Below are 18,851 nucleotides of genomic sequence, written 5' to 3'. Positions count from 1 at the left end.
GCGCCCCATCGGGGATAAATCCCCTCGCCACAGAGGCTCATTTGCCACATATGCTTGGCATGCCTACTTCGCCGCCTGCAACGCATCAAGCTTGGCCATCACCCCCGCCGCCGTCTGCTCACCCATCAGCTGTTCCCGCACCTTGCCCTTGTTGTCGATGATGTACGTCACCGGCAGCGCTTCGCTGCGTGGCAGCTCGAACAACTCCGCCGGATCCTGCGCCAGCACGGTGAACTTGATGCCGAGTTTTTCGCTCGCACTCTTCAGCTCTTCACCCTGCACGTTGTCGAAGTTGACCCCGAACACACCGACATTCCTGCTCTTGAGCTCATCAGCCAAGTGATTGAGTTCCGGGATCTCGGTTCGACACGGGCCACACCATTCGGCCCAGTAGTTGATGATCACCCATTGCTTGTCGAGGCGCTCGGATGCGACCTTCTGACCGTTCTGGTCAATCCCGTAATCGTTGCCGCAGCCCCCCAGCATCAACGCCCCGATTATCGTCAATGCCGCTGCCAATCGCCGTGTCATGTCATGTTCCTTGTGAAAATCTGAATACGCCTGCGACCCATCGCCTCTGAAGGTTCTGGATTGCGCGCTGCACAGTTAGAATAGCCGCCACTCTACGCCAGAAGCGACCCGACATGACCGATCTGACGCTTTATCACAATCCGCGCTGCTCGAAATCTCGCGCGGCACTGGAGCTTCTTGAAGCCCGCGGCCTGACGCCAAACGTCGTGCGCTACCTCGAAACCCCGCTGAATGCGGCGCAAATCAAGGCCCTGCTCGGCAAGCTCGGCATCAGCGCGCGGCAATTGCTGCGTACCGGGGAAGATGAATACAAAATGCTTCAGCTCGCTGACGACAGCCTCAGCGAAGATCAACTGATCTCTGCGATTGCCGAGCACCCAAAACTGATGGAGCGACCGATTCTCGAAGTCGGCAACAAAGCCGTCATCGGTCGTCCACCGGAGAATATTCTGGAGTTGCTGCCGTGAGCGCGCCGTACATTCTGGTCCTCTATTACAGCCGCAGCGGTTCGACCAACGAGATGGCGCGGCAGATTGCCCGTGGTGTCGAGCAGGCCGGACTCGAAGCGCGTCTGCGTACCGTGCCGGCGATCTCCACCGAGTGCGAAGCAGTAGCGCCAGACATCCCGGACGAAGGCGCGCTCTACGCCACCCTCGACGACCTGAAAAACTGCGCCGGTCTGGCCCTGGGCAGCCCGACGCGTTTTGGCAACATGGCTGCGCCGCTCAAGTACTTCCTCGATGGCACCAGCAACCTGTGGCTGACCGGAGCACTGGTCGGCAAGCCGGCCGGCGTATTCACCTCCACCGCCAGCCTGCACGGCGGTCAGGAAACCACCCTGTTGTCGATGATGCTGCCGCTGCTGCACCACGGCATGCTGATCACCGGCCTGCCCTACAGCGAATCGGCGCTCCTGGAAACCCAGGGCGGCGGCACGCCTTATGGTGCAAGCCATCACGCCGGGGCGGATGGTAAAAGTGGGCTGGATCAGCACGAAGTGGCGCTGTGTCGCGCGCTCGGTCTGCGCTTGGCCAAGACCGCGCAGAAACTGGAGGGCTGACGTGGCCAGGAAGCCGAAAGTCCTGCCCTCTGTCGAGTGGCTGGAGCCGCGCGTGAAGGCGATGCGAGTGATCAGCCTGCTGAGTTTTTTCGCCCTCGGCGGATTGCTGGCTGCCTATTACCTGATATTCGCCGACCTGCACGGCGCGCGGCCGTGGGTGATTTTGCTGGTCGAGCTGATCCCGTGGCTGATCCTCGCCCCGGCGATGATCATGGGCAGCGCCCGCGGGCATTCGTGGATGTGTTTTGTGGTGAATCTGTATTTCATCAAAGGCGCACTGGCCGCGTATGACCCGAACCGGCAGTTGTTCGGGGTGCTGGAGATGGCGGCGAGCCTGGCGGTGTTCTGCTCGGCGCTGTTGTATGTGCGGTGGCGGTATCAGTTGAATCGCAAACTGGCTGGCGAAGGGGAAATCTCCGTCGCCTGAGTGGACGCCATCGCTGGCAAGCCAGCTCCCACAGGTTTTTGTAGCGATCACACAATTGTGTTTCGATACAGATCCTGTGGGAGCTGGCTTGCCAGCGATTGGGACGACTCGGTCTTAATGATTGACGGTGTAAGCGAGCATCATCGAAATCTGGCTCATCGCCCGCCCGCCACTCTGTTCATGCCACTGATTGAACGCGTCCTGCACAATCGCCAGATCACGCAGACTGGTCGGCACTTTGTCGACGATCCTCTGCGCATTCAGCGCCGCCACCACGTCATAGCTCGGCACAAACGTGTCCTTGCCGACCATGCGCAAAAACCGTGGCGCCGACAGCCCACCCAGTTGATGTCCACGCTTTTTCAGGTACGTCCACAGACCGACAATGTCGGTCACCGGCCAGTCGGCAATCAACGCGCCAAAGCTGCCGCGTTCTTTTTCCTCATCGAGAATGAACTGCGCATTGCGCGGCACGCTCTTGAGCTTGCCCAAATGACGGATAATCCGCGCGTCCTGCATCAACCGTTCAAGGTGTTCGGCGCTCATCAGCACGACTTTTTCCGGGTCGAACTTGAAGAACACTTCTTCAAACGCCGGCCACTTGGCGTCTACCAGACTGTGCTTGAGGCCGGCGCGGAACACGCGCAGGGCCATGGTCGAGAGGTAGCGGTCGTCGCTGATCTTGCGCAATTGCGCCGGGGTCTTGGGAACGGGCAGATGGGCTTCCAGTTCAGCCGCCGAACCGAAACGGTTCAGACAGTATTCGTGCAGCCACTTGTAATCGCGCATGCCCTCTCCTGATGAATTCAACGAAAAACAATTGCAGGAGTGAGCCTGCTCGCGATAGCGGAGTATCAGTCAGCACTCATGTCGACAGACACACCGCTATCGCGAGCAGGCTCACTCCTACAGTTTTTGATTAGAGGTTTACGACATTGACGAAGCGCGAAGCCGCCGTCTCGTCGATCTTGAGACTGGTGAAGTCGAACAGGTTGCGGTCGGCCAGTTGTGACGGAATCACATTCTGCAGACTGCGGAAAATCGATTCGGTGCGGCCCGGCGTCTTGCGATCCCATTCCTGAAGCATGTCCTTGACCACCTGGCGCTGCAGGTTTTCCTGCGAGCCGCAAAGGTTGCACGGGATGATCGGGAATTGCTTGAGGTCCGAGTAGGCCTGGATGTCTTTCTCGCTGCAGTAGGCCAGCGGACGGATGACCACATTACGGCCGTCGTCGGCGCGCAGCTTGGGCGGCATCGCCTTGAGGCTGCCGTTGAAGAACATGTTGAGGAAGAACGTCTCGACGATGTCGTCACGGTGGTGACCGAGGGCCATTTTGGTCGCGCCGATTTCGTCAGCGAAGGTGTACAGCGTGCCGCGACGCAGACGCGAGCACAGCGAGCAGGTGGTCTTGCCTTCCGGGATCAGCTCTTTGACCACCGAATAAGTGTCTTTTTCGACGATGTGATACTCGACGCCCAACTCTTTGAGGTAGGCCGGCAGCACGTGTTCGGGGAACCCCGGCTGCTTCTGGTCCATGTTCACGGCGACGATCTCGAACTTGATCGGCGCAACCTTCTGAAAGTGCATCAGCACGTCGAGCATGGTGTAGCTGTCCTTGCCCCCGGACAGGCAGACCATGACCTTGTCGCCGTCTTCAATCATGTTGAAATCGGCGACAGCTTCGCCCGCCAGCCGGCGCAGGCGCTTTTGCAGCTTGTTCTGGTTGACCGTAAGAGTGCCCATGACGCGAAATCCGTGAGGTGTGACGAAAGGCCGGCATTTTACGCAAAAAACACCGTGAGGGCGAAGGGCCGGTCTGTCCTTCTTGCTCAGTAGATGTGGGGGGAATAAATTCCTGTGGCGAGGGGATTTATCCCCGTTCGGCTGCAAAGCAGTCGCCAAGGCATTCACCACGGTGCGTCATGCAAACCTGATGTTCAGGTTTTGGGGCCGCTGCGCAGCCCAACGGGGATAAATCCCCTCGCCACTTGAACTCCCTCCCTCATAGAAGGCGTGTCCGTAATGGCGCAAGACCTCAAGGCGATTAAGCCCGGTGTTTACAGCGCAATTTGCTCTAAGCCCCTAGTGCCTGTGCGGTTAAGACCTTTCTATACTGCGACGTAAGGTCGCACACATCTGAAGACCTGAATTTGCTCGGCCACCTTGGCCCGTAGGCGCTCCGTTGGGGGGCGATGGCAATAACAAGAGGAGTGAATGGCATGATCCATCACGTAGTGGGACTTTTTACCCACCCCGATCAGGAATGGAAGGAAATCCGTGGCGACCAAGAGGAAAGCATCAGCCACATGTACCTGACGCACACGCTGATTCTGGCGGCGATCCCCGCTGTCTCGGCGTTTATCGGCACCACCCAGGTTGGCTGGGTCATTGGTAATCGCGCGCCGGTCATGCTCACGGTCGAAAGTGCGGCGTGGATGACGGTCATGTCATACCTGGCGATGCTCGGCGGGGTCGCGGTCATGGGTGCCTTCGTGCACTGGATGGCCCGCACCTATGACGCCAACCCGAGCCTGGCCCGTTGCGTGGCATTCGCCACCTATACCGCAACACCCTTGTTTGTCGGCGGGCTGGCGGCGCTGTATCCGCATATGTGGCTGGGAATGATCGTCGGCACGGCGGCCATCTGCTACACGGTGTATCTGTTGTATGTGGGGCTACCGACGTTCATGAATATTCCGTCGGACGAAGGCTTCCTGTTTTCCAGCTCGGTGCTGGCGGTGGGTCTGGTGGTGCTGGTGGCCATCATGGCGTTCACCGTGATTGTCTGGGGACTGGGCGTGGGGCCCGTCTATACCAACTGACGCAATGACTTCCCGAGAAAAACAAGATCTGCCAATACAGGCCGCCGCAAGGCGGCCTTCTCGTGTGGAGGATGACCATTCGGCGGTTCGGCGATTCGCAAGTCTTGAGGGTTGCGGCATACTTGACGCCTCTGGAGATCCATCAAGCATGCCCGAGCAACTCAATACTCGCGTCGAAGACTGTTACCAACTCGCTGAATCCTTTTTCAAACGTCATTTCCAACGCCCCGTGGTGAGTCTCAAGCTGCGCGGACAAAAAGCCGGTGTCGCGCATCTGCACGAGAACCTGCTGCGCTTCAACCCGCAGCTCTACCGGGAAAACGCCGAACACTTCCTCAAGCAAACCGTGGCCCACGAAGTGGCGCACCTGATCGCCCATCAGCTGTTCGGTGACCGCATCCAGCCCCACGGCGAGGAGTGGCAATTGATCATGCGCGGCGTTTACGAACTGCCGCCGGATCGCTGCCACACTTATGCAATCAAACGCCGCAGCGTGACCCGCTATATCTACAAATGCCCGTGTGCGGAAAGTGACTTTCCATTTTCGGCGCAGCGCCATAGCCTGGTGCGGCAGGGGCGACGGTATCTGTGCCGGCGCTGCCGGAACACCTTGGTGTTCAGTGGTGAGATACGGGTGGAATAGTCAGTGTTGTGTTGCCCTGACTGGCCCCATCGCTGGCAAGCCAGCTCCCACAGTGTTCGAGGTGTCCACAGATTCTGTGTACGACACCGAAACCTGTGGGAGCTGGCTTGCCAGCGATGAAGCCAGAACAGGCACTAAAGAATGACTTTGGCCCGGCGCAGCTCTTCAATTTTCGAAGGACTCAACCCCAACTCTCCCAACACCTCATCCGTATGCTGCCCCAACCCCGCCCCGACATGCCGTGGCGCCGGCAACGCTTGGGAAAACTTCAGCGGACAGGCCATTTGCGCCTGCGTCGAACCATCCCCGCGCGGCACTTGCGTCACCAACTCCCGCGCCTGTAACTGCGGATGCTCGGTTGCTTCGCCGAGATTCAACACCGGCTCGACACACGCATCGATCCCGGCAAACAACTCGCACAGCTCGGCAAAATCATGCTTTTCAAACTCGACCTTCAATGCCTCCTTCAGTGCTCGCTGATGCTCGGGCTTGGGCGACAAGCCCTGCGCCGCCAACTCCGGCCGCCCCAGTGCCGCGCACAATGGCTGCATGAATGCCGGTTCCAGACTGCCCACCGACATCCAGCGGCCATCCCGTGAACGGTAATAATCATAAAAACTGCCGCCATTGAGCATCTGGTCTTCCCAGCCCGGCTCCGCGCCGCAGGCGAGAAAACCGGCACCGGCCATGGCATTCAGGCTGAATGCACAATCGGTCATGCTCACGTCCAGATGCGTGCCCTGCCCGGTTTGTTGACGGGCGATCACTGCAGCGAGCAGACCAATCACCCCGTGCAACGAACCACCGGCGATGTCAGCGACTTGCATCCCCAACGGCAACGGCCCGCTGTCGGCGCGGCCGGTGTAACTGGCAAGCCCGGCCAGCGCCAGGTAGTTGATGTCATGCCCGGCGCGGTCCTTGTAGGGGCCGGTCTGCCCATAACCGGTGATCGATACGTAAATCAGCTTCGGGTTGATCGCCTTCAACGCCTCATACCCCAGACCCAGACGCTCCATAACGCCGGGGCGAAACTGCTCGAGGACGATGTCGTAATCGGCCAGCAACTGCTTGACCAGCTCCAGCGCTTCGGGCTGTTTCAGGTCCAGCGCGAGACTGCGCTTGTTGCGGTTCAGATAAGCGTGACTGGCCGACAGACCCTGATCATGCGGCGGCAAGACTCGCAGCAAGTCCATGCGCGTCGGCGATTCGATGCGCAACACCTCGGCGCCCATGTCCGCCAGCAACAGCGAGGCAAACGGCCCCGGCAGCAGAGTGGAGAAATCGAGAATCTTCAATGAGGCCAGCGGTGCGGACATGGGCGAACTCCTTGGACGATGCCTTCAGCCTAGGCAGGCATTACCAATGCGGCAATCACCGCAAGTGTCACCAGCCGTGACCGTTACGCTCAAATCGCAGGCAATAAAAAACCCCTGTGGCGAGGGGATTTATCCCCGATGGACTGCGAAGCAGTCCCCTTCAGAGTGACAAGAAGGGGGCCGCTGCGCGAACCATCGGGGATAAATCCCCCACCACAAGGGCTCTCACAATCCCGCATCAACAGATGCGGGATCTTTTCTTACTTGACGTTAATCGGGGTTGGGCCTTCAGCCACACCCAGGTCATCTTCAGGACGGGTATCAGCGATACCGCGACCGCCCGAAGCCAGTTCGGTTTGCAGCACGTCGGTGTCCAGCTCTTTCACCCACTTGGCGACAACGATAGTCGCAACAGCGTTACCAACCAGGTTGGTCAGGGCGCGAGCTTCGGACATGAAGCGGTCAATACCCAGGATCAGCGCCAGACCAGCCACCGGCAGGTGACCTACCGCCGACAGCGTAGCCGCCAGCACGATGAAGCCCGAACCGGTTACGCCAGCCGCACCTTTGGAGGACAACAGCAACACCAGCAGCAGCGTGATCTGGTGGGTGATGTCCATGTGGGTGTCGGTTGCCTGAGCGATGAACACCGCGGCCATGGTCAGGTAGATCGAAGTACCGTCGAGGTTGAACGAGTAACCGGTCGGGATCACCAGACCGACTACCGACTTCTTCGCACCCAGACGCTCCATTTTGATCAGCATGCGCGGCAGTGCCGATTCAGAGGACGAAGTGCCCAGTACGATCAGCAGCTCTTCGCGGATGTAGCGAATCAGTTTCAAAACACTGAAACCGTGCGCGCGGCAGATCCCACCCAACACCACCAACACAAACAGCACGCAGGTGATATAGAAGCAGATCATCAACTGGCCCAGTTGCACCAGCGAGCCGACACCGTAGGCACCGATGGTGAAAGCCATGGCACCGAACGCACCGAGCGGCGCCAGTTTCATGATCATGTTGATGATGTTGAACATCACGTGGGCGAAGCGATCAATCATGTCCAGCAGCGGACGACCATACGAACCCAGACGATGCAGGGCGTAGCCGAAGATCACCGAGAACATCAGCACTTGCAGGATGTCGCCAGTGGCAAACGCGCCGACGATGGTGTTCGGGATCACGTTGAGCAGGAAGCCGACGATGCTCTGGTCTTTACTGGCCGTCACATAGGTGGCGATTTTCGAGGCATCCAGAGTGGTCACGTCGATATGCATGCCGGCGCCCGGCTGCACGACGTTGACGACGATCAGGCCGATCAGCAAAGCGATGGTGGATACGACTTCAAAATACAGCAGCGCATAGCCGCCGGTCTTGCCCACCGATTTCATGTTCTGCATGCCGGCGATGCCGCTGACAACGGTACAGAAGATGATCGGGGCGATGACCATTTTGATCAGTTTGATGAACCCGTCACCCAGCGGCTTGAGGGCCACACCGGTCTGCGGATAGAAGTGACCAAGCAGAATGCCGATAGCGATGGCAACGATCACCTGGAAATACAGGGATTTGTAAATTGGCTGACGAGTCGTCATTGCAAGTTTCCTCAAGCGTCCCGCGTGGCAACATCCATCTGTCGTCAGCGAAACCTGAATTGCGAACCCTCCTGCACTGGAGGGATTTGTTGTTGGAACGGCGCTTTGCGGCAAGCAGAACGCACGCTTCTGTCACTTGTATCGCAATCGTCGTGCCACATTGGTGCATATGGCTGTGAGCCTTTTGATATCAGGGGTTACAGGTTTTCATCGTCACCATTCAGTTACTCAGGTGTGGCGGATATCCGCCAACTCGCCAGCTCTCGTCCTACAATTTGGCGGAAATCCGCCTTGTTGCACGTGCCACCCTCCGGCTACCATCCGGCGCCTGAGGAAGGATCTGCCGCTTATGCGCGAACGCACCATTGCCAGTCATTTCGCCCGTGCCGCCCTCGGTGGCGCACGCCGTCTGGGGTTCGATTACTCGGGCCTGCTGTTGCAACTGGGCATCGGCCCCGAACTGCTCGAAGAGCCCCGCGCGCGCATCGCCCCGGAACAGTTCACCCGCTTGATCCAGAGCCTGTGGCTGGCACTGGACGACGAATACCTGGGTTTCGGCAAGGCAGCGAGCAAACCCGGCAGCTTCGCCATGATGTGCCACGCCTCGATCCACTGCCGCAATCTGGAAAAGGCTCTGCAACGCGGCCTGCTGTTTTACAGCCTGTTCCCCGACGCCCCGCGCCTGAGCCTCAGCCGCGAAGACGAATGGGTGCGACTGAGCCTCGACGATGCGCAATGGTGGGACCCGGATCACTTCCTCAGCGAAAGCCTGCTGGTGATCTGGCATCGTCTCGGCAGTTGGCTGATCGGCCAGCGAATCCGCCTGGAGCAAGTGACCTTCAGCTATCCCAAACCTGCCCACGGCGCCGAGTACGATCTACTGTTCCCCTGCCCTTTGGCGTTTTCAGCAGACCAGACCAGCCTGCTGTTCCACAGCCGCTACCTGCACATGCCGTTGCTGCAGGACGAACGCACCCTCAAACACTTCCTCGAACGCTCCCCCGCTGATTTGCTGTCACGCCCCGACGACGGCGACAGCCTGAGCAGCCGCCTGCGCCGTTTGCTCAGCCGCGACAGCGCACGCTGGCCTGACCTGGACGCCGTGGCCGCGCACCTGCACATCAGCCCGCAAACCCTGCGCCGGCATTTGCGCGAGGAAGGCACCAGTTTTCAGGAGCTGAAAGATCAACTGCGGCGGGATATCGCCATCTACCATTTGGGCCGCGCGGATCTGTCGTTGCAACAGATCGCTGAACAGCTGGGTTTTTCCGAACCGTCGGCGTTTCATCGGGCGTTCAAGAAGTGGACCGGGTTAACGCCCGGGGCTTATCGGGCGCAGGAGCATTGAAAACGCTGACGGATTTGGGAGAGGTAATGACAGGCCTCGATGCATAGCCTGAAAGCATGTCTGAAGATGTCGGTTTAACGCCTTCGTTGAACGTTTATTCAGGCGATAAAAATCGGGGCAGGCACGTAAATCCGGACGCTGCGCTCCCTCGCCTCAAGCTTGGATAACTCGAACTTTTCCATTCGCCATCCTTTGAAACAGACGGGGCACTTTGCCTCCATGACACTTCATCGCTTCACACCGGTAAGGTTCTCGCTTCAAAAAAACCTCCTCCGCGACATTTGCACAGGCGAGGAAGCCTGCTGTGCACGGAGCCTTATCAAGGAACGATCATGCTTCAAATCCCCGATATTTCACTCATCCCCGCGCTTGCGCTGACACTCCTGTTAACCGGATGCCTGACAAACCCCGTACAGCCCTCGATAGATCCGACGCCGTTCGAGACGCCGGAATATCAGGCCCAGAAAGGCTTGGCGATTGTCCATGCTTCAGCCCTTTATGCCCGCGGCGGTACCGGTCAGGGCGTGGCCGTCGCACTGATCGACTCGGGATTGAACAGCAACTTGCCGGAGTTTCAGGGACGGCTGCGTGACCCGGGGTTTGATCATGTCGAAAACCGCGTCGGCACCTTTGACCGAATCGGACACGGCACCCAGATGGCGGGCATTCTCGCAGCCAACAAGGACGACCAGGGCATGCACGGCGTCGCGTTCAACGCACAGCTGATCCCGTTTCGATTCGGCGACGACAACGAGCCGTTTTTCTTCGACAGCGAGATTGCCCAATCCTGGCAGGCCGGTTTCGACAAAGGCGCACGGATCCTCAATAACTCATGGGCGAATGCCATCCCGGCGACCGAGATCAATGAAGCACGCTACAAGCAGGTCATGCCGGAGTCGCTGGCAACCGCCCGAAAACTGGTTCAGGACGGCGCGGTATTCGTCTTCCCGACCGGTAACGAGTTGAAACGAGAACCCTTGGCCGAACCTGGCTTGCCACTCGCCCTGCCAGAACTTGAAAAAGACTGGATCGCCGTGGTTGCACTGAAAAACGATGGCAGCGCCATCAATGCCAAATCCAACTACTGCGGCGTGGCAGCGGCCTGGTGCATCGCCGTCCCGGGCGGCGACTCAGGTACTGACCAAGGTCTGTTGACCACCAACAAGGATGGCAAATACGTCCAGACTGCCGGCACATCTCCCGCGGCAGCACTGGTCAGTGGCGCCATGGCAGCGCTGCAAAGTCGCTATCCCGAACTCACGCCACAACAAGTCCGCGCACACCTGCTGGCCACAGCCAACCGGACAGGCATCTACGCCAACAGCGAAGCCTACGGACAAGGACTGCTGGATCTGGAAGCCGCCTCCCGCCAAGCGCCGGACTCCAGCATTGATTGATGCAGTTTTGAGGGACTGACGGAGGAGTTAGGGGGAAGTACGCACCCGCGGTATACCGAACCGTGCTCGCATCCAGAAAAGCACCGCAAAGATCAGAATCAAAAGATCGCAGCCTCCGGCAGCTCCTACAGTTGAACCGAGTTCACGTTAGAGGCTGGTCGGCTGTCAGGCCGCCATCGCCAGCACGCTGGCTCCCACAGTTCTAATTTACCCGCGAAGCACGTGGCGCAGCCACCCCACTCAACACAATGAGCGTTAGCTCGAGTGCAGCTGTTGATCTTAAAGGCCCGTCGGCAGGCTGAGCGGAGGGGTTCATCCGGGGAAGACATCGAAAGGAGGTGCAGCGAAGCAAACCGGAATCGATGCCCCGGATGGATCCCGGAGCGAAGGAACCCCGAGCCCCAGCGAGTGGGCCGAACGTCAGGGCACAGACCTTTTGGTTACTTTTGGGGCGTTTGCCAAAAGTGACCCGCCGTAAGGGCGGAACCCTAAGCTGCCATCACCGCAGCAACGGATATACACCCAACCCCAAACCCCAACTCAAACCACCGGAAAAACAATCCGAAACGCAGCCCCCCCCATCGGCGAATCCCCCAACATCAACTTCGCGTTATAGCTCTCAATAATATCCTTCACCACCGCCAACCCAATCCCCTGCCCCGGATGCTGCCGATCCAGCCGCTCACCACGCTCAAGAATCCGCGCCCGCTGATCCGCCGGCACACCCGGCCCATCATCCTCAACACACAACTCAACCCCGGTCAGGCTCTCACGCACACTGATGCGCACCTCACCCAGACAAAGCCGATAAGCGTTCTCCAGCAAATTCCCCATCATCTCCAGCAAAGCACCCTGCTCAATCGGCACGTAACAATGCTCCGGCAGATCAAACGCCACCCGCACACGCTTGTCGCGATACACCTTGTCCAACGTATCGCACAGACTTTGCAGCACCGGACGCAACCGCACCTGATGCCGCACCAGCCCACTTTTGCGCAAACTCGCCCGCTGCAACTGATAACTGATCTGCTGACTCATGCGCTCAATCTGACTCTGCAGAACCCAGGCCTGATCGACGTCTTTAGGCCGCTGAGCCATGTCCTCACTGACGCCTTGCAGCACCGCCAACGGCGTTTTCAGGCTGTGCGCCAAATCATCCAGCGAGTCGCGATAACGGCTGCGCTGCTGCCGTTCGCTAAGCAGCAACCGGTTAAGCGAACCCGTCAGACGCAGCAGTTCGCGCGGGTGTTGTTCGGTGAGACTTTCGCGGGCGCCGGTCTCGATTTCGTCGAGTTCCTGACTGAGTTGGCGCAAGGCTTTCAAGCCCCAGGTCAGGCCGATCCACAACAGAGCCAGCAGCACCAGCAAGGCGGCGCCGAAGCCCAGATACAGGTTTTCGCGCAGGCCTTGAAGGGTGGTTTCGTACTCGCGCACCGGTTGCAGGGCGACGATGCTGAACGCCGCACTTTTGCCGCCGAGCAGTTTGACTTCAACGTCGTAGACGAAGAACTCCTGACCATTGGCTTCGCGTATCCGCGCGAACTCATTGCCGAGTCCGTCGTAACGCGGCTTGTAGTTGATCTGTTCTTCCTGGGTGGCTTTGGAGCGCCACACCAGATGCCCTTCACGGTCGTAGATGTAACCGAGCAAACGGAAGTCGGTGAGGTTGAAACGCTCATCGGGCAACTGCGACGGCATCATCAGTCGCCCGTTTTCAACGCGCGCGGCAGAGATCAGCGTGGTGACGTCCGAGGCCAGGCGTTGCTCGATCGAATCTTGCAAGGCAAGGCTGAATGCGCCCTGCATCGCTGGTAGCAAGGCGAGCATGAACAACACCGCCAACGTGGTGGCGGCAAGCATCAGCCGAACGCGAAGGGAACGAATCAAGTGCAGCGCTCATTGAACAGGTAGCCGAGGCCACGCACGGTGTCGATCGGCTTGAACCCGGCCGGGCCTTCGAGTTTCCGGCGCAAGCGACCGACCAGCACTTCGATCACATTTGGATCGCGCTCGCCGTCGTCCGGATAGAGCTGCTCCATCAAGCGATCCTTGGGCACCACTTGCTGGTGATGGCGCATCAGGTATTCGAGGATGCGGTATTCATAGGCGGTCAGCGCCAGCGGTTGCTCATCGAGGCTCGCCTGTTTGCGATTGAGATCAAGCAACAGCGGGCCGGCAACGATGGTCGACTGGGTAAAGCCGCTGGAACGGCGCAGCAAGGCATTCAAGCGCGCGTCGAGCTCTTCGAACTGGAACGGTTTGACCACGTAATCATCGGCGCCGGCGGCGAGGCCTTCGACCTTGTCCTGCCAGTTGCCGCGCGCGGTGAGGATCAGGATCGGGAAGGTCTTGCCGCCTGAACGCAACTGACGAATCAGGTCGAGACCGCCCATGCCCGGCAGACCGAGATCAATCACCGCCAGATCAAAGTTGAACTGGCCGGTCTGGTACAGCGCCTCTTCGGCATTGGCCACGGACTCGACCACGTGACCGCTCTCCGTCAGGCGGGTTTGCAGGTGATGGCGCAACAGCGCTTCATCTTCGACGACCAATAGTTTCATGACGCTCTCCCGGGTAAATCAAATGCTCCAGACAACTTGTGTGGGAGCTAGCCTGCTGGCGATAGCGATTCGACAGCCGACAATATGATCGGCTGTCAGGACGCTATCGCCAGCAGGCTAGCTCCCACAGGGTGCAGAAGGCGAACTTCCTTAGAAAAAGTAGTTGGCCGACAAGTACGTCTGCGCGCTGCTGGTCAGGTCCAGCGAGCCTTGCTTGCTGCCACCGCGTTCGCTCATCTCGGTGCTGGCATTGCTGCGCAGGTAACGGTAACCGAGTTCCACCGAGGTGTTTTGCGAAACTTGCTGCATCACACCGAACTGGCCGCCGACTGCATAACCGATGTCGCTGTCACGGCTAAAGCCTGGGGATTCCTGAGTCAGCTTGGTCAGACCGGCCGTTGCGCCGCCGAACAGTTTGGTGCTGCTGCCCACCGGGTAAAACAGATCGTAGCTGCCCAGCAGGTTTTCCTGACGCAGTTTAATGCCATTGTGCGAACCGGACACATTGTCGTAGGTGGCGTAGTAGCGACCTTGCGAGTTTTGCTGACCGACGCGCACGCCGTAGGTGTTGTTGCCGTCGATCGCGCCAGTGGCGTTCGGGTGATCAAGGTTATCGTTCAGTGCGTGGGACTTTTTGATCTTGTCGCTGGTCTGGCCGAAAGTCAGGCCAGCGAAGTTGGAAGTGGTGTCGGCATGGGCCGCGATGCTGGCGCTCATTACGGTAAATGCCAGCAGCAGTTTGTTTAAACGAGTCATGGTATTTCCTCTTTCACAGTGCTGTTTGGGTATGGCGCAAGGTTACTGACCCTCCCCTGTACCGCCCCTGAACGCTCTCTGAACCTGACCTGAACCAAATCGACTAGGCTGTTTTGACCACTTATCAATAAGGAGACCGACCATGCGCCTGTTCCTCGCCCTCACGTTACTGGCCGTCAGCAGCCTCACCCAGGCTGCGATCAAGACTGAAGAAATCCCCTACCAGAGCGCCGACGGCACGAAGCTGATCGGTTACTACGCCTACGACGACGCCATCAAGGGCAAGCGCCCGGGGATTGTCGTGGTGCATGAATGGTGGGGCCTGAACGATTACGCCAAGCGCCGCGCGCGGGATCTGGCCGAACTCGGTTACAGCGCGCTGGCGATCGATATGTACGGCGAAGGCAAGAACACCGAGCACCCGAAAGATGCGATGGCGTTCATGCAGGCAGCGACTGCAGACGCGGCGGCCGCCAGCAAACGTTTCGAAGCAGGGCTCGATTTGCTGAAGAAACAGCCGCAGACCGACGTCAGCAAACTTGCGGCCATCGGCTACTGCTTCGGCGGTGCGGTGGTGTTGAACGCGGCGCGTCAGGGTGTGCCGTTGGCGGGCGTGGTGAGTTTCCACGGCGCACTGGCAACCAAAACCCCGGCCACGCCTGGCAGTGTGAAAGCGAAAGTTCTGGTGGAACATGGCGCGCTCGACAGCATGGTCACACCTGACGCCGTTACCGCGTTCAAGGCTGAAATGGACAAGGCTGGCGCTGACTATAAATTCGTCAGCCTGGACGGTGCCAAGCATGGTTTCAGCAATCCGGATGCTGATCGCTTGAGTCATGGCGAGCATGGAGGCCCGGATATCGGCTACAGCAAGGCCGCCGACGAAAAATCCTGGGCGGACATGCAGGCGTTCTTCAAGAAGATCTTCAACTGATCGCATCCCCCGTGTAGGAGCTGCCGAAGGCTGCGATCTTTTGACTTTGATTGCAAAAAACAAGATCAAAAGATCGCAGCCTTCGGCAGCTCCTACATTGATATGCACTACCCAGCTCTTGTGCTAACCGGCAAAATGCCCGCCATGAATCCAACTCCAACCCTCCCCGCCTGTTGCACCCCGCTCGACGCCCACTGGCCGTTGCCGACGGTGTTGCCCGACACGGTGCTGCTCAGCACGCATTTCGATCCGTCACAGCTGCTTGGCGATGACTTCCAGCGCAGCGCCATCGAGCCGCCGCCGAGTATCCAGCGTTCGGTAGCGAAGCGGCAGGCGGAGTTTCTCGCCGGGCGCATCTGTGCCCGCGCGGCATTGCAGCAACTTCAGGGCAGCGGCGTGGTTCCGCCGATTGGCGAAGATCGCGCGCCGGTCTGGCCGGCGCACATCTGCGGCTCGATCACCCACAGCACCGGCCGCGCGGCGGCGATTGTCGCCAACAAGCAGCATTGGCGCGGTTTGGGCATGGACCTGGAAAACCTGCTCAACCGCGAACGCGCCGAGCGCCTGGCCGGAGAAATTCTGACCGCGCCGGAAATGCAGCGCATGGCTGCAGCATCGCCGGATCAATTGGCTCTGTGGGTGACGCTGACGTTTTCGGTGAAAGAGAGTTTGTTCAAGGCGCTCTACCCGATCGTGCAGAAACGCTTTTACTTCGAGCACGCCGAAGTGCTGGAGTGGACCGAGGCGGGATCGGTCCGGTTGCGTTTGTTAACCGATCTGTCGGGCGAGTGGCGCAACGGCACAGAGCTGGATGCCCAGTTCGGGGTGCAGGATGGACAGTTATTGAGCCTGGTCAGCATTCCTGCCTGAACCTTTGCGTTGCCTGAATAGGCCCTATCGCGAGCAGGCTCACTCCTACAAGGGAAACGCATTCCAAATGTAGGAGTGAGCCTGCTCGCGATGGGACCAGCACTGCCGCCACCGGAATCAGCGCCGTTCCTGGTTGCGCGGCCAACTCAGGCTAAAGCAAGCCCCACCCAGGCTTTTGCTCTTGCCAATGATTGCCCGGCCGTCATGCCAGTGGATGATCCGCCGCACAATCGATAACCCCAAACCATGCCCGCCTGACGCCCGAGTGCGACTGTCATCCAGACGAAGGAATGGCGTAAATATCCGCTCCCACGCCACCTCCGGCACACCCGGCCCGTCATCTTCGATGTCGACCCGACAACGCAATTGCCCGACCTGATAACTCACCGTGACCTTCGAGTGGGCGTGGCGCATCGCGTTACCCACCAGATTCTGCAGGGCGCGGTGCAGATACCGAGGCTCAGCCTCGACCCAGGCATCATCATTGTCGGCAGCCGACAGGCACAACCCACGCTGCACCGTGACCTCGGCGCGCAACGGCGCCAGCTCTTCGATCACCTGATTGACCAGTGCATCGAGGTCAATGCGCTGAAACGTCAGCGCCGGCGAACCCTGCTCCAGCCGCGCGTAAGTGAGCATTTCGTCGACCAGCTTATCGAGGTCCTCGATGTCGTGATCCATGCCCTCCCGGTACTTTTCCAGTGCTTGCGGGGTGGTCGCCGAGCCGATCATCTCCAGACCGAAACGCAGGCGCGCCACCGGCGTGCGCAATTCGTGAGACACCGCGCGCACCAGTTCACGCTGGATCGCCAGCAATTGCTGCAAGTGCTCGGCCATGCCATTGAACGCCGAAGCCAGTCGCCCGACCGAGTCGGCACCGCGCGCCGGCACGCGGGTTTCCAGGCTGCCCTTGGCGATGCGCGTGGCCGCTGCTTCGAGACCGCGCAAACGCCGCTCCAACTGACGCACCAATAGATAAACGATGAGGCCGATCAAACTCAGACCGAGCGCGGCGATCAGCACCAGCCACTCCGGCGGATACGGATTCATCTGATACAACGGGCCGATTTCCAGCACCCACGGCGTGCCGACCATGCCGGCAAAGACACGGATCGAATCGCCGCCCTTGCCCAGCGCCATCACCGTATCGCCCTCGGACACGCGCCGGCTCTGGTCTTCGTCCATGTCGGCGTCATTGATCGTGACCAGCCGCAGGTCAAAACCAAAACCCTTGTCTTTCTTTATCTGCGCCAGCCGTTTCGGTTGCTCGGCCACTGGCACGCGCACCAGCTCATCAGCCAGCAGGTAAATCGTCGCCCGGGCCAGTTGCTCGCTGATCTGCTGCACCTCGCCAGTGAGGACGAGTTGTTCCTTATCGCTGACCAGTCGATAGACCTTCGCCGCGTGTGGCCCGGTCTGCTCGACCAGCGCCAGACCGCGCTGCACCCGGGCGCGCTGAGACAGATCGAGATCGGTTTCGGCAAATTTCTTCAGCGCCAGCGGAATCCCCAGCAGTCGCTCCCACACCAGCAGCGCACGATGGCGCTCGGTTTCGTTCATCGGTTGCAGGTTGTCGGCCATCAGCGAGAACGTGCCATGGGCCAGACGCTCGCGATATTGTTCGCTGCGCACCTGATTGAGCAGGTGCAGCGCCAGCACACCGAGCACCGCCACCAGAATCAGCGCTGCGCACATGCCGCCGTAGATGCGCAGAAAGATCGAGTTCACAGCGTCAGGTCTACGCAGGCTTCAGGGACAAACAGATAGCCTTTGCTGCGGATGGTCTTGATCAGGCGCGGGTGATCGGGGTCATCACCGATTTTCGGGCGGATGCGCGAGATACGCACATCGATCGAACGGTCCTGGCCGTCGTAACCGATACCGCGCAGCGCAGTGAAGATTTCCTCCCGCGACAGGATGCGCCCGGCGTTGGACACCAGCAGCCAAAGCAGGTCGAATTCGGCACTGGTCAGCTCGATGCCGTTGTCGCTCAGCCAAGCCTCGCGCAAGGCGTTGTCGACCACCAGCGGGCCGAATTGCAGGCGACGGCTTTTTTCCGCGCTCGGCTCGGGTGTGTCACTGCGTCGCAGCAATGCCTGAATGCGTGCCAGCAGCAGTCGCGGACGCACCGGTTTGCACACGTAATCGTCGGCGCCGAGGTCGAGCCCCTGGATCTGGTCGGCATCGTCGGTGCGCGCGGTCAGCATCAGGATGGGCCCGTCATAACGGTCGCGCACCTTGCGGCAGATCGTCAGGCCATCTTCACCGGGGAGCATCAGATCGAGGATCACCAGATCCGGCTGCTCGGTGATGATCCGCGCCGCCGCCAGCGCGCCGTTGCCTTCGATTTCGACGCGCAATCCATTGGCTTGCAGGTAGTCCCGAGTGAGTTCGGCCAGACGTTGATCATCCTCGACTATCAATATCTGAAAGGCTTGTTGCTCCACCGGTGACCTCTGCTTGCTGTTTTTATTAATAGAAGGGATGGCTGCGAATCAGACTCTGCAGGAGCTGCGGAACGCTGCGATCTTTTGATCTGGTTTTTTACAATCAAAAGATCGCAGCCTTCGGCAGCTCCTACAAAAGCATG

General features: G+C 59.5%; 19 protein-coding genes. 9 read left to right on the top strand and 10 right to left on the bottom strand.

Annotated elements, in window-relative coordinates; genetic code table 11:
- Nucleotides 1–63: 63 nt before the first annotated feature.
- On the bottom strand, nucleotides 64–531 hold the full coding sequence (locus ICA16_RS07860; protein WP_210700348.1) for a TlpA disulfide reductase family protein: 468 nt from the start codon (nucleotides 529–531) through the stop codon (nucleotides 64–66).
- 113 nt (nucleotides 532–644) lie between these two features.
- Here ICA16_RS07860 and arsC point away from each other — a divergent pair, with 113 nt between their 5' ends.
- From arsC to ICA16_RS07845, 3 genes are read left to right on the top strand one after another with little or no spacing between them, the layout of a single operon-like run.
- Nucleotides 645–998 carry an arsenate reductase (glutaredoxin) gene (gene arsC, locus ICA16_RS07855; RefSeq protein ID WP_150616058.1) on the top strand — a complete coding sequence of 118 codons (354 nt, stop codon included), beginning with the start codon at nucleotides 645–647 and terminating at the stop codon, nucleotides 996–998.
- A complete protein-coding gene (gene wrbA / locus ICA16_RS07850) occupies nucleotides 995–1,591 on the top strand; it encodes an NAD(P)H:quinone oxidoreductase (protein ID WP_103306881.1) in 597 nt (198 codons plus the stop codon). Before arsC ends, wrbA begins: the two co-directional genes overlap by 4 nt.
- Nucleotide 1,592: 1 nt before the next feature.
- Nucleotides 1,593–2,018, top strand: coding sequence for a DUF2069 domain-containing protein (locus ICA16_RS07845; protein ID WP_210554064.1), 426 nt, complete (start codon nucleotides 1,593–1,595; stop codon nucleotides 2,016–2,018).
- Between the two features lie 114 nt (nucleotides 2,019–2,132).
- On the opposite strand, the gene ICA16_RS07840 is transcribed toward ICA16_RS07845, so the two are convergent.
- Both ICA16_RS07840 and ttcA read right to left on the bottom strand, forming a co-directional pair.
- On the bottom strand, nucleotides 2,133–2,807 hold the full coding sequence (locus ICA16_RS07840; RefSeq protein WP_210700347.1) for a DNA-3-methyladenine glycosylase I: 675 nt from the start codon (nucleotides 2,805–2,807) through the stop codon (nucleotides 2,133–2,135).
- A 130-nt stretch (nucleotides 2,808–2,937) separates the two neighbouring features.
- The gene (gene ttcA, locus ICA16_RS07835) at nucleotides 2,938–3,762 is read right to left on the bottom strand and encodes a tRNA 2-thiocytidine(32) synthetase TtcA (RefSeq protein WP_150616060.1); all 825 of its coding nucleotides are present in this window, start codon (nucleotides 3,760–3,762) and stop codon (nucleotides 2,938–2,940) included.
- Nucleotides 3,763–4,238: 476 nt separating this feature from the next.
- Here ttcA and ICA16_RS07830 point away from each other — a divergent pair, with 476 nt between their 5' ends.
- Entirely contained in the window at nucleotides 4,239–4,841 is a 603-nt protein-coding gene (locus tag ICA16_RS07830) for a Yip1 family protein (protein WP_042560502.1), read from the top strand.
- Between the two features lie 148 nt (nucleotides 4,842–4,989).
- Complete coding sequence (locus tag ICA16_RS07825) at nucleotides 4,990–5,484, top strand: SprT family zinc-dependent metalloprotease (protein ID WP_210700346.1); 495 nt, start codon at nucleotides 4,990–4,992, stop codon at nucleotides 5,482–5,484.
- Nucleotides 5,485–5,618: 134 nt separating this feature from the next.
- On the opposite strand, the gene ICA16_RS07820 is transcribed toward ICA16_RS07825, so the two are convergent.
- Nucleotides 5,619–6,800, bottom strand: a complete 1,182-nt coding sequence (locus ICA16_RS07820) for a CaiB/BaiF CoA transferase family protein (RefSeq protein WP_150604249.1) — start codon at nucleotides 6,798–6,800, stop codon at nucleotides 5,619–5,621.
- A gap of 260 nt (nucleotides 6,801–7,060) precedes the next feature.
- The gene (locus tag ICA16_RS07815) at nucleotides 7,061–8,395 is read right to left on the bottom strand and encodes a dicarboxylate/amino acid:cation symporter (protein ID WP_150616062.1); all 1,335 of its coding nucleotides are present in this window, start codon (nucleotides 8,393–8,395) and stop codon (nucleotides 7,061–7,063) included.
- A 349-nt stretch (nucleotides 8,396–8,744) separates the two neighbouring features.
- On the opposite strand from ICA16_RS07815, the gene ICA16_RS07810 reads away from it, so the two are divergent.
- Complete coding sequence (locus ICA16_RS07810; RefSeq protein ID WP_150616063.1) at nucleotides 8,745–9,743, top strand: AraC family transcriptional regulator; 999 nt, start codon at nucleotides 8,745–8,747, stop codon at nucleotides 9,741–9,743.
- Nucleotides 9,744–10,075: 332 nt separating this feature from the next.
- Nucleotides 10,076–11,140, top strand: a complete 1,065-nt coding sequence (locus tag ICA16_RS07805) for a S8 family peptidase (RefSeq protein ID WP_210700345.1) — start codon at nucleotides 10,076–10,078, stop codon at nucleotides 11,138–11,140.
- 540 nt (nucleotides 11,141–11,680) lie between these two features.
- Here the strand turns inward: ICA16_RS07805 and ICA16_RS07800 are convergent.
- The 3 genes from ICA16_RS07800 to ICA16_RS07790 form a co-directional block, all read right to left on the bottom strand.
- On the bottom strand, nucleotides 11,681–13,027 hold the full coding sequence (locus tag ICA16_RS07800) for an ATP-binding protein (protein ID WP_150616065.1): 1,347 nt from the start codon (nucleotides 13,025–13,027) through the stop codon (nucleotides 11,681–11,683).
- Nucleotides 13,024–13,701: a response regulator transcription factor gene (locus ICA16_RS07795; RefSeq protein ID WP_210554068.1), complete on the bottom strand. Its 678-nt coding sequence runs from the start codon at nucleotides 13,699–13,701 to the stop codon at nucleotides 13,024–13,026. The genes ICA16_RS07800 and ICA16_RS07795 overlap by 4 nt, the downstream gene beginning before the upstream one ends.
- Nucleotides 13,702–13,851: 150 nt before the next feature.
- Nucleotides 13,852–14,457: a porin family protein gene (locus tag ICA16_RS07790; protein WP_150604253.1), complete on the bottom strand. Its 606-nt coding sequence runs from the start codon at nucleotides 14,455–14,457 to the stop codon at nucleotides 13,852–13,854.
- A 142-nt stretch (nucleotides 14,458–14,599) separates the two neighbouring features.
- Between ICA16_RS07790 and ICA16_RS07785 the strand changes: the two genes are divergently transcribed.
- Nucleotides 14,600–15,391, top strand: a complete 792-nt coding sequence (locus ICA16_RS07785; protein WP_210700344.1) for a dienelactone hydrolase family protein — start codon at nucleotides 14,600–14,602, stop codon at nucleotides 15,389–15,391.
- A 144-nt stretch (nucleotides 15,392–15,535) separates the two neighbouring features.
- Nucleotides 15,536–16,261: a 4'-phosphopantetheinyl transferase family protein gene (locus tag ICA16_RS07780; protein ID WP_150616067.1), complete on the top strand. Its 726-nt coding sequence runs from the start codon at nucleotides 15,536–15,538 to the stop codon at nucleotides 16,259–16,261.
- Nucleotides 16,262–16,378: 117 nt separating this feature from the next.
- Here the strand turns inward: ICA16_RS07780 and ICA16_RS07775 are convergent, their stop codons facing one another.
- Both ICA16_RS07775 and ICA16_RS07770 read right to left on the bottom strand, forming a co-directional pair.
- A complete protein-coding gene (locus ICA16_RS07775) occupies nucleotides 16,379–17,989 on the bottom strand; it encodes an ATP-binding protein (RefSeq protein ID WP_150616068.1) in 1,611 nt (536 codons plus the stop codon).
- Nucleotides 17,986–18,708 carry a response regulator gene (locus ICA16_RS07770; protein ID WP_150597780.1) on the bottom strand — a complete coding sequence of 241 codons (723 nt, stop codon included), beginning with the start codon at nucleotides 18,706–18,708 and terminating at the stop codon, nucleotides 17,986–17,988. Before ICA16_RS07770 ends, ICA16_RS07775 begins: the two co-directional genes overlap by 4 nt.
- Between the last annotated feature and the right edge of the window lie 143 nt (nucleotides 18,709–18,851).

The organism is Pseudomonas anatoliensis, assembly GCF_017976235.1.
GTDB classification, from domain to species: domain Bacteria; phylum Pseudomonadota; class Gammaproteobacteria; order Pseudomonadales; family Pseudomonadaceae; genus Aquipseudomonas; species Aquipseudomonas anatoliensis.
The sequence above is the reverse complement of the archived record's forward strand: the minus strand, read 5'-3'. Positions and strand labels throughout refer to the sequence as shown.

Coding starts and splice junctions, on each gene's coding strand:
- ICA16_RS07860 (WP_210700348.1), bottom strand. CDS start 531: ATGACACGGCGATTGGCAGCGGCATTGACGATAATCGGGGCGTTGATG.
- arsC (WP_150616058.1), top strand. CDS start 645: ATGACCGATCTGACGCTTTATCACAATCCGCGCTGCTCGAAATCTCGC.
- ICA16_RS07840 (WP_210700347.1), bottom strand. CDS start 2,807: ATGCGCGATTACAAGTGGCTGCACGAATACTGTCTGAACCGTTTCGGT.
- ttcA (WP_150616060.1), bottom strand. CDS start 3,762: ATGGGCACTCTTACGGTCAACCAGAACAAGCTGCAAAAGCGCCTGCGC.
- ICA16_RS07830 (WP_042560502.1), top strand. CDS start 4,239: ATGATCCATCACGTAGTGGGACTTTTTACCCACCCCGATCAGGAATGG.
- ICA16_RS07825 (WP_210700346.1), top strand. CDS start 4,990: ATGCCCGAGCAACTCAATACTCGCGTCGAAGACTGTTACCAACTCGCT.
- ICA16_RS07820 (WP_150604249.1), bottom strand. CDS start 6,800: ATGTCCGCACCGCTGGCCTCATTGAAGATTCTCGATTTCTCCACTCTG.
- ICA16_RS07815 (WP_150616062.1), bottom strand. CDS start 8,395: ATGACGACTCGTCAGCCAATTTACAAATCCCTGTATTTCCAGGTGATC.
- ICA16_RS07810 (WP_150616063.1), top strand. CDS start 8,745: ATGCGCGAACGCACCATTGCCAGTCATTTCGCCCGTGCCGCCCTCGGT.
- ICA16_RS07805 (WP_210700345.1), top strand. CDS start 10,076: ATGCTTCAAATCCCCGATATTTCACTCATCCCCGCGCTTGCGCTGACA.
- ICA16_RS07795 (WP_210554068.1), bottom strand. CDS start 13,701: ATGAAACTATTGGTCGTCGAAGATGAAGCGCTGTTGCGCCATCACCTG.
- ICA16_RS07790 (WP_150604253.1), bottom strand. CDS start 14,457: ATGACTCGTTTAAACAAACTGCTGCTGGCATTTACCGTAATGAGCGCC.
- ICA16_RS07785 (WP_210700344.1), top strand. CDS start 14,600: ATGCGCCTGTTCCTCGCCCTCACGTTACTGGCCGTCAGCAGCCTCACC.
- ICA16_RS07780 (WP_150616067.1), top strand. CDS start 15,536: ATGAATCCAACTCCAACCCTCCCCGCCTGTTGCACCCCGCTCGACGCC.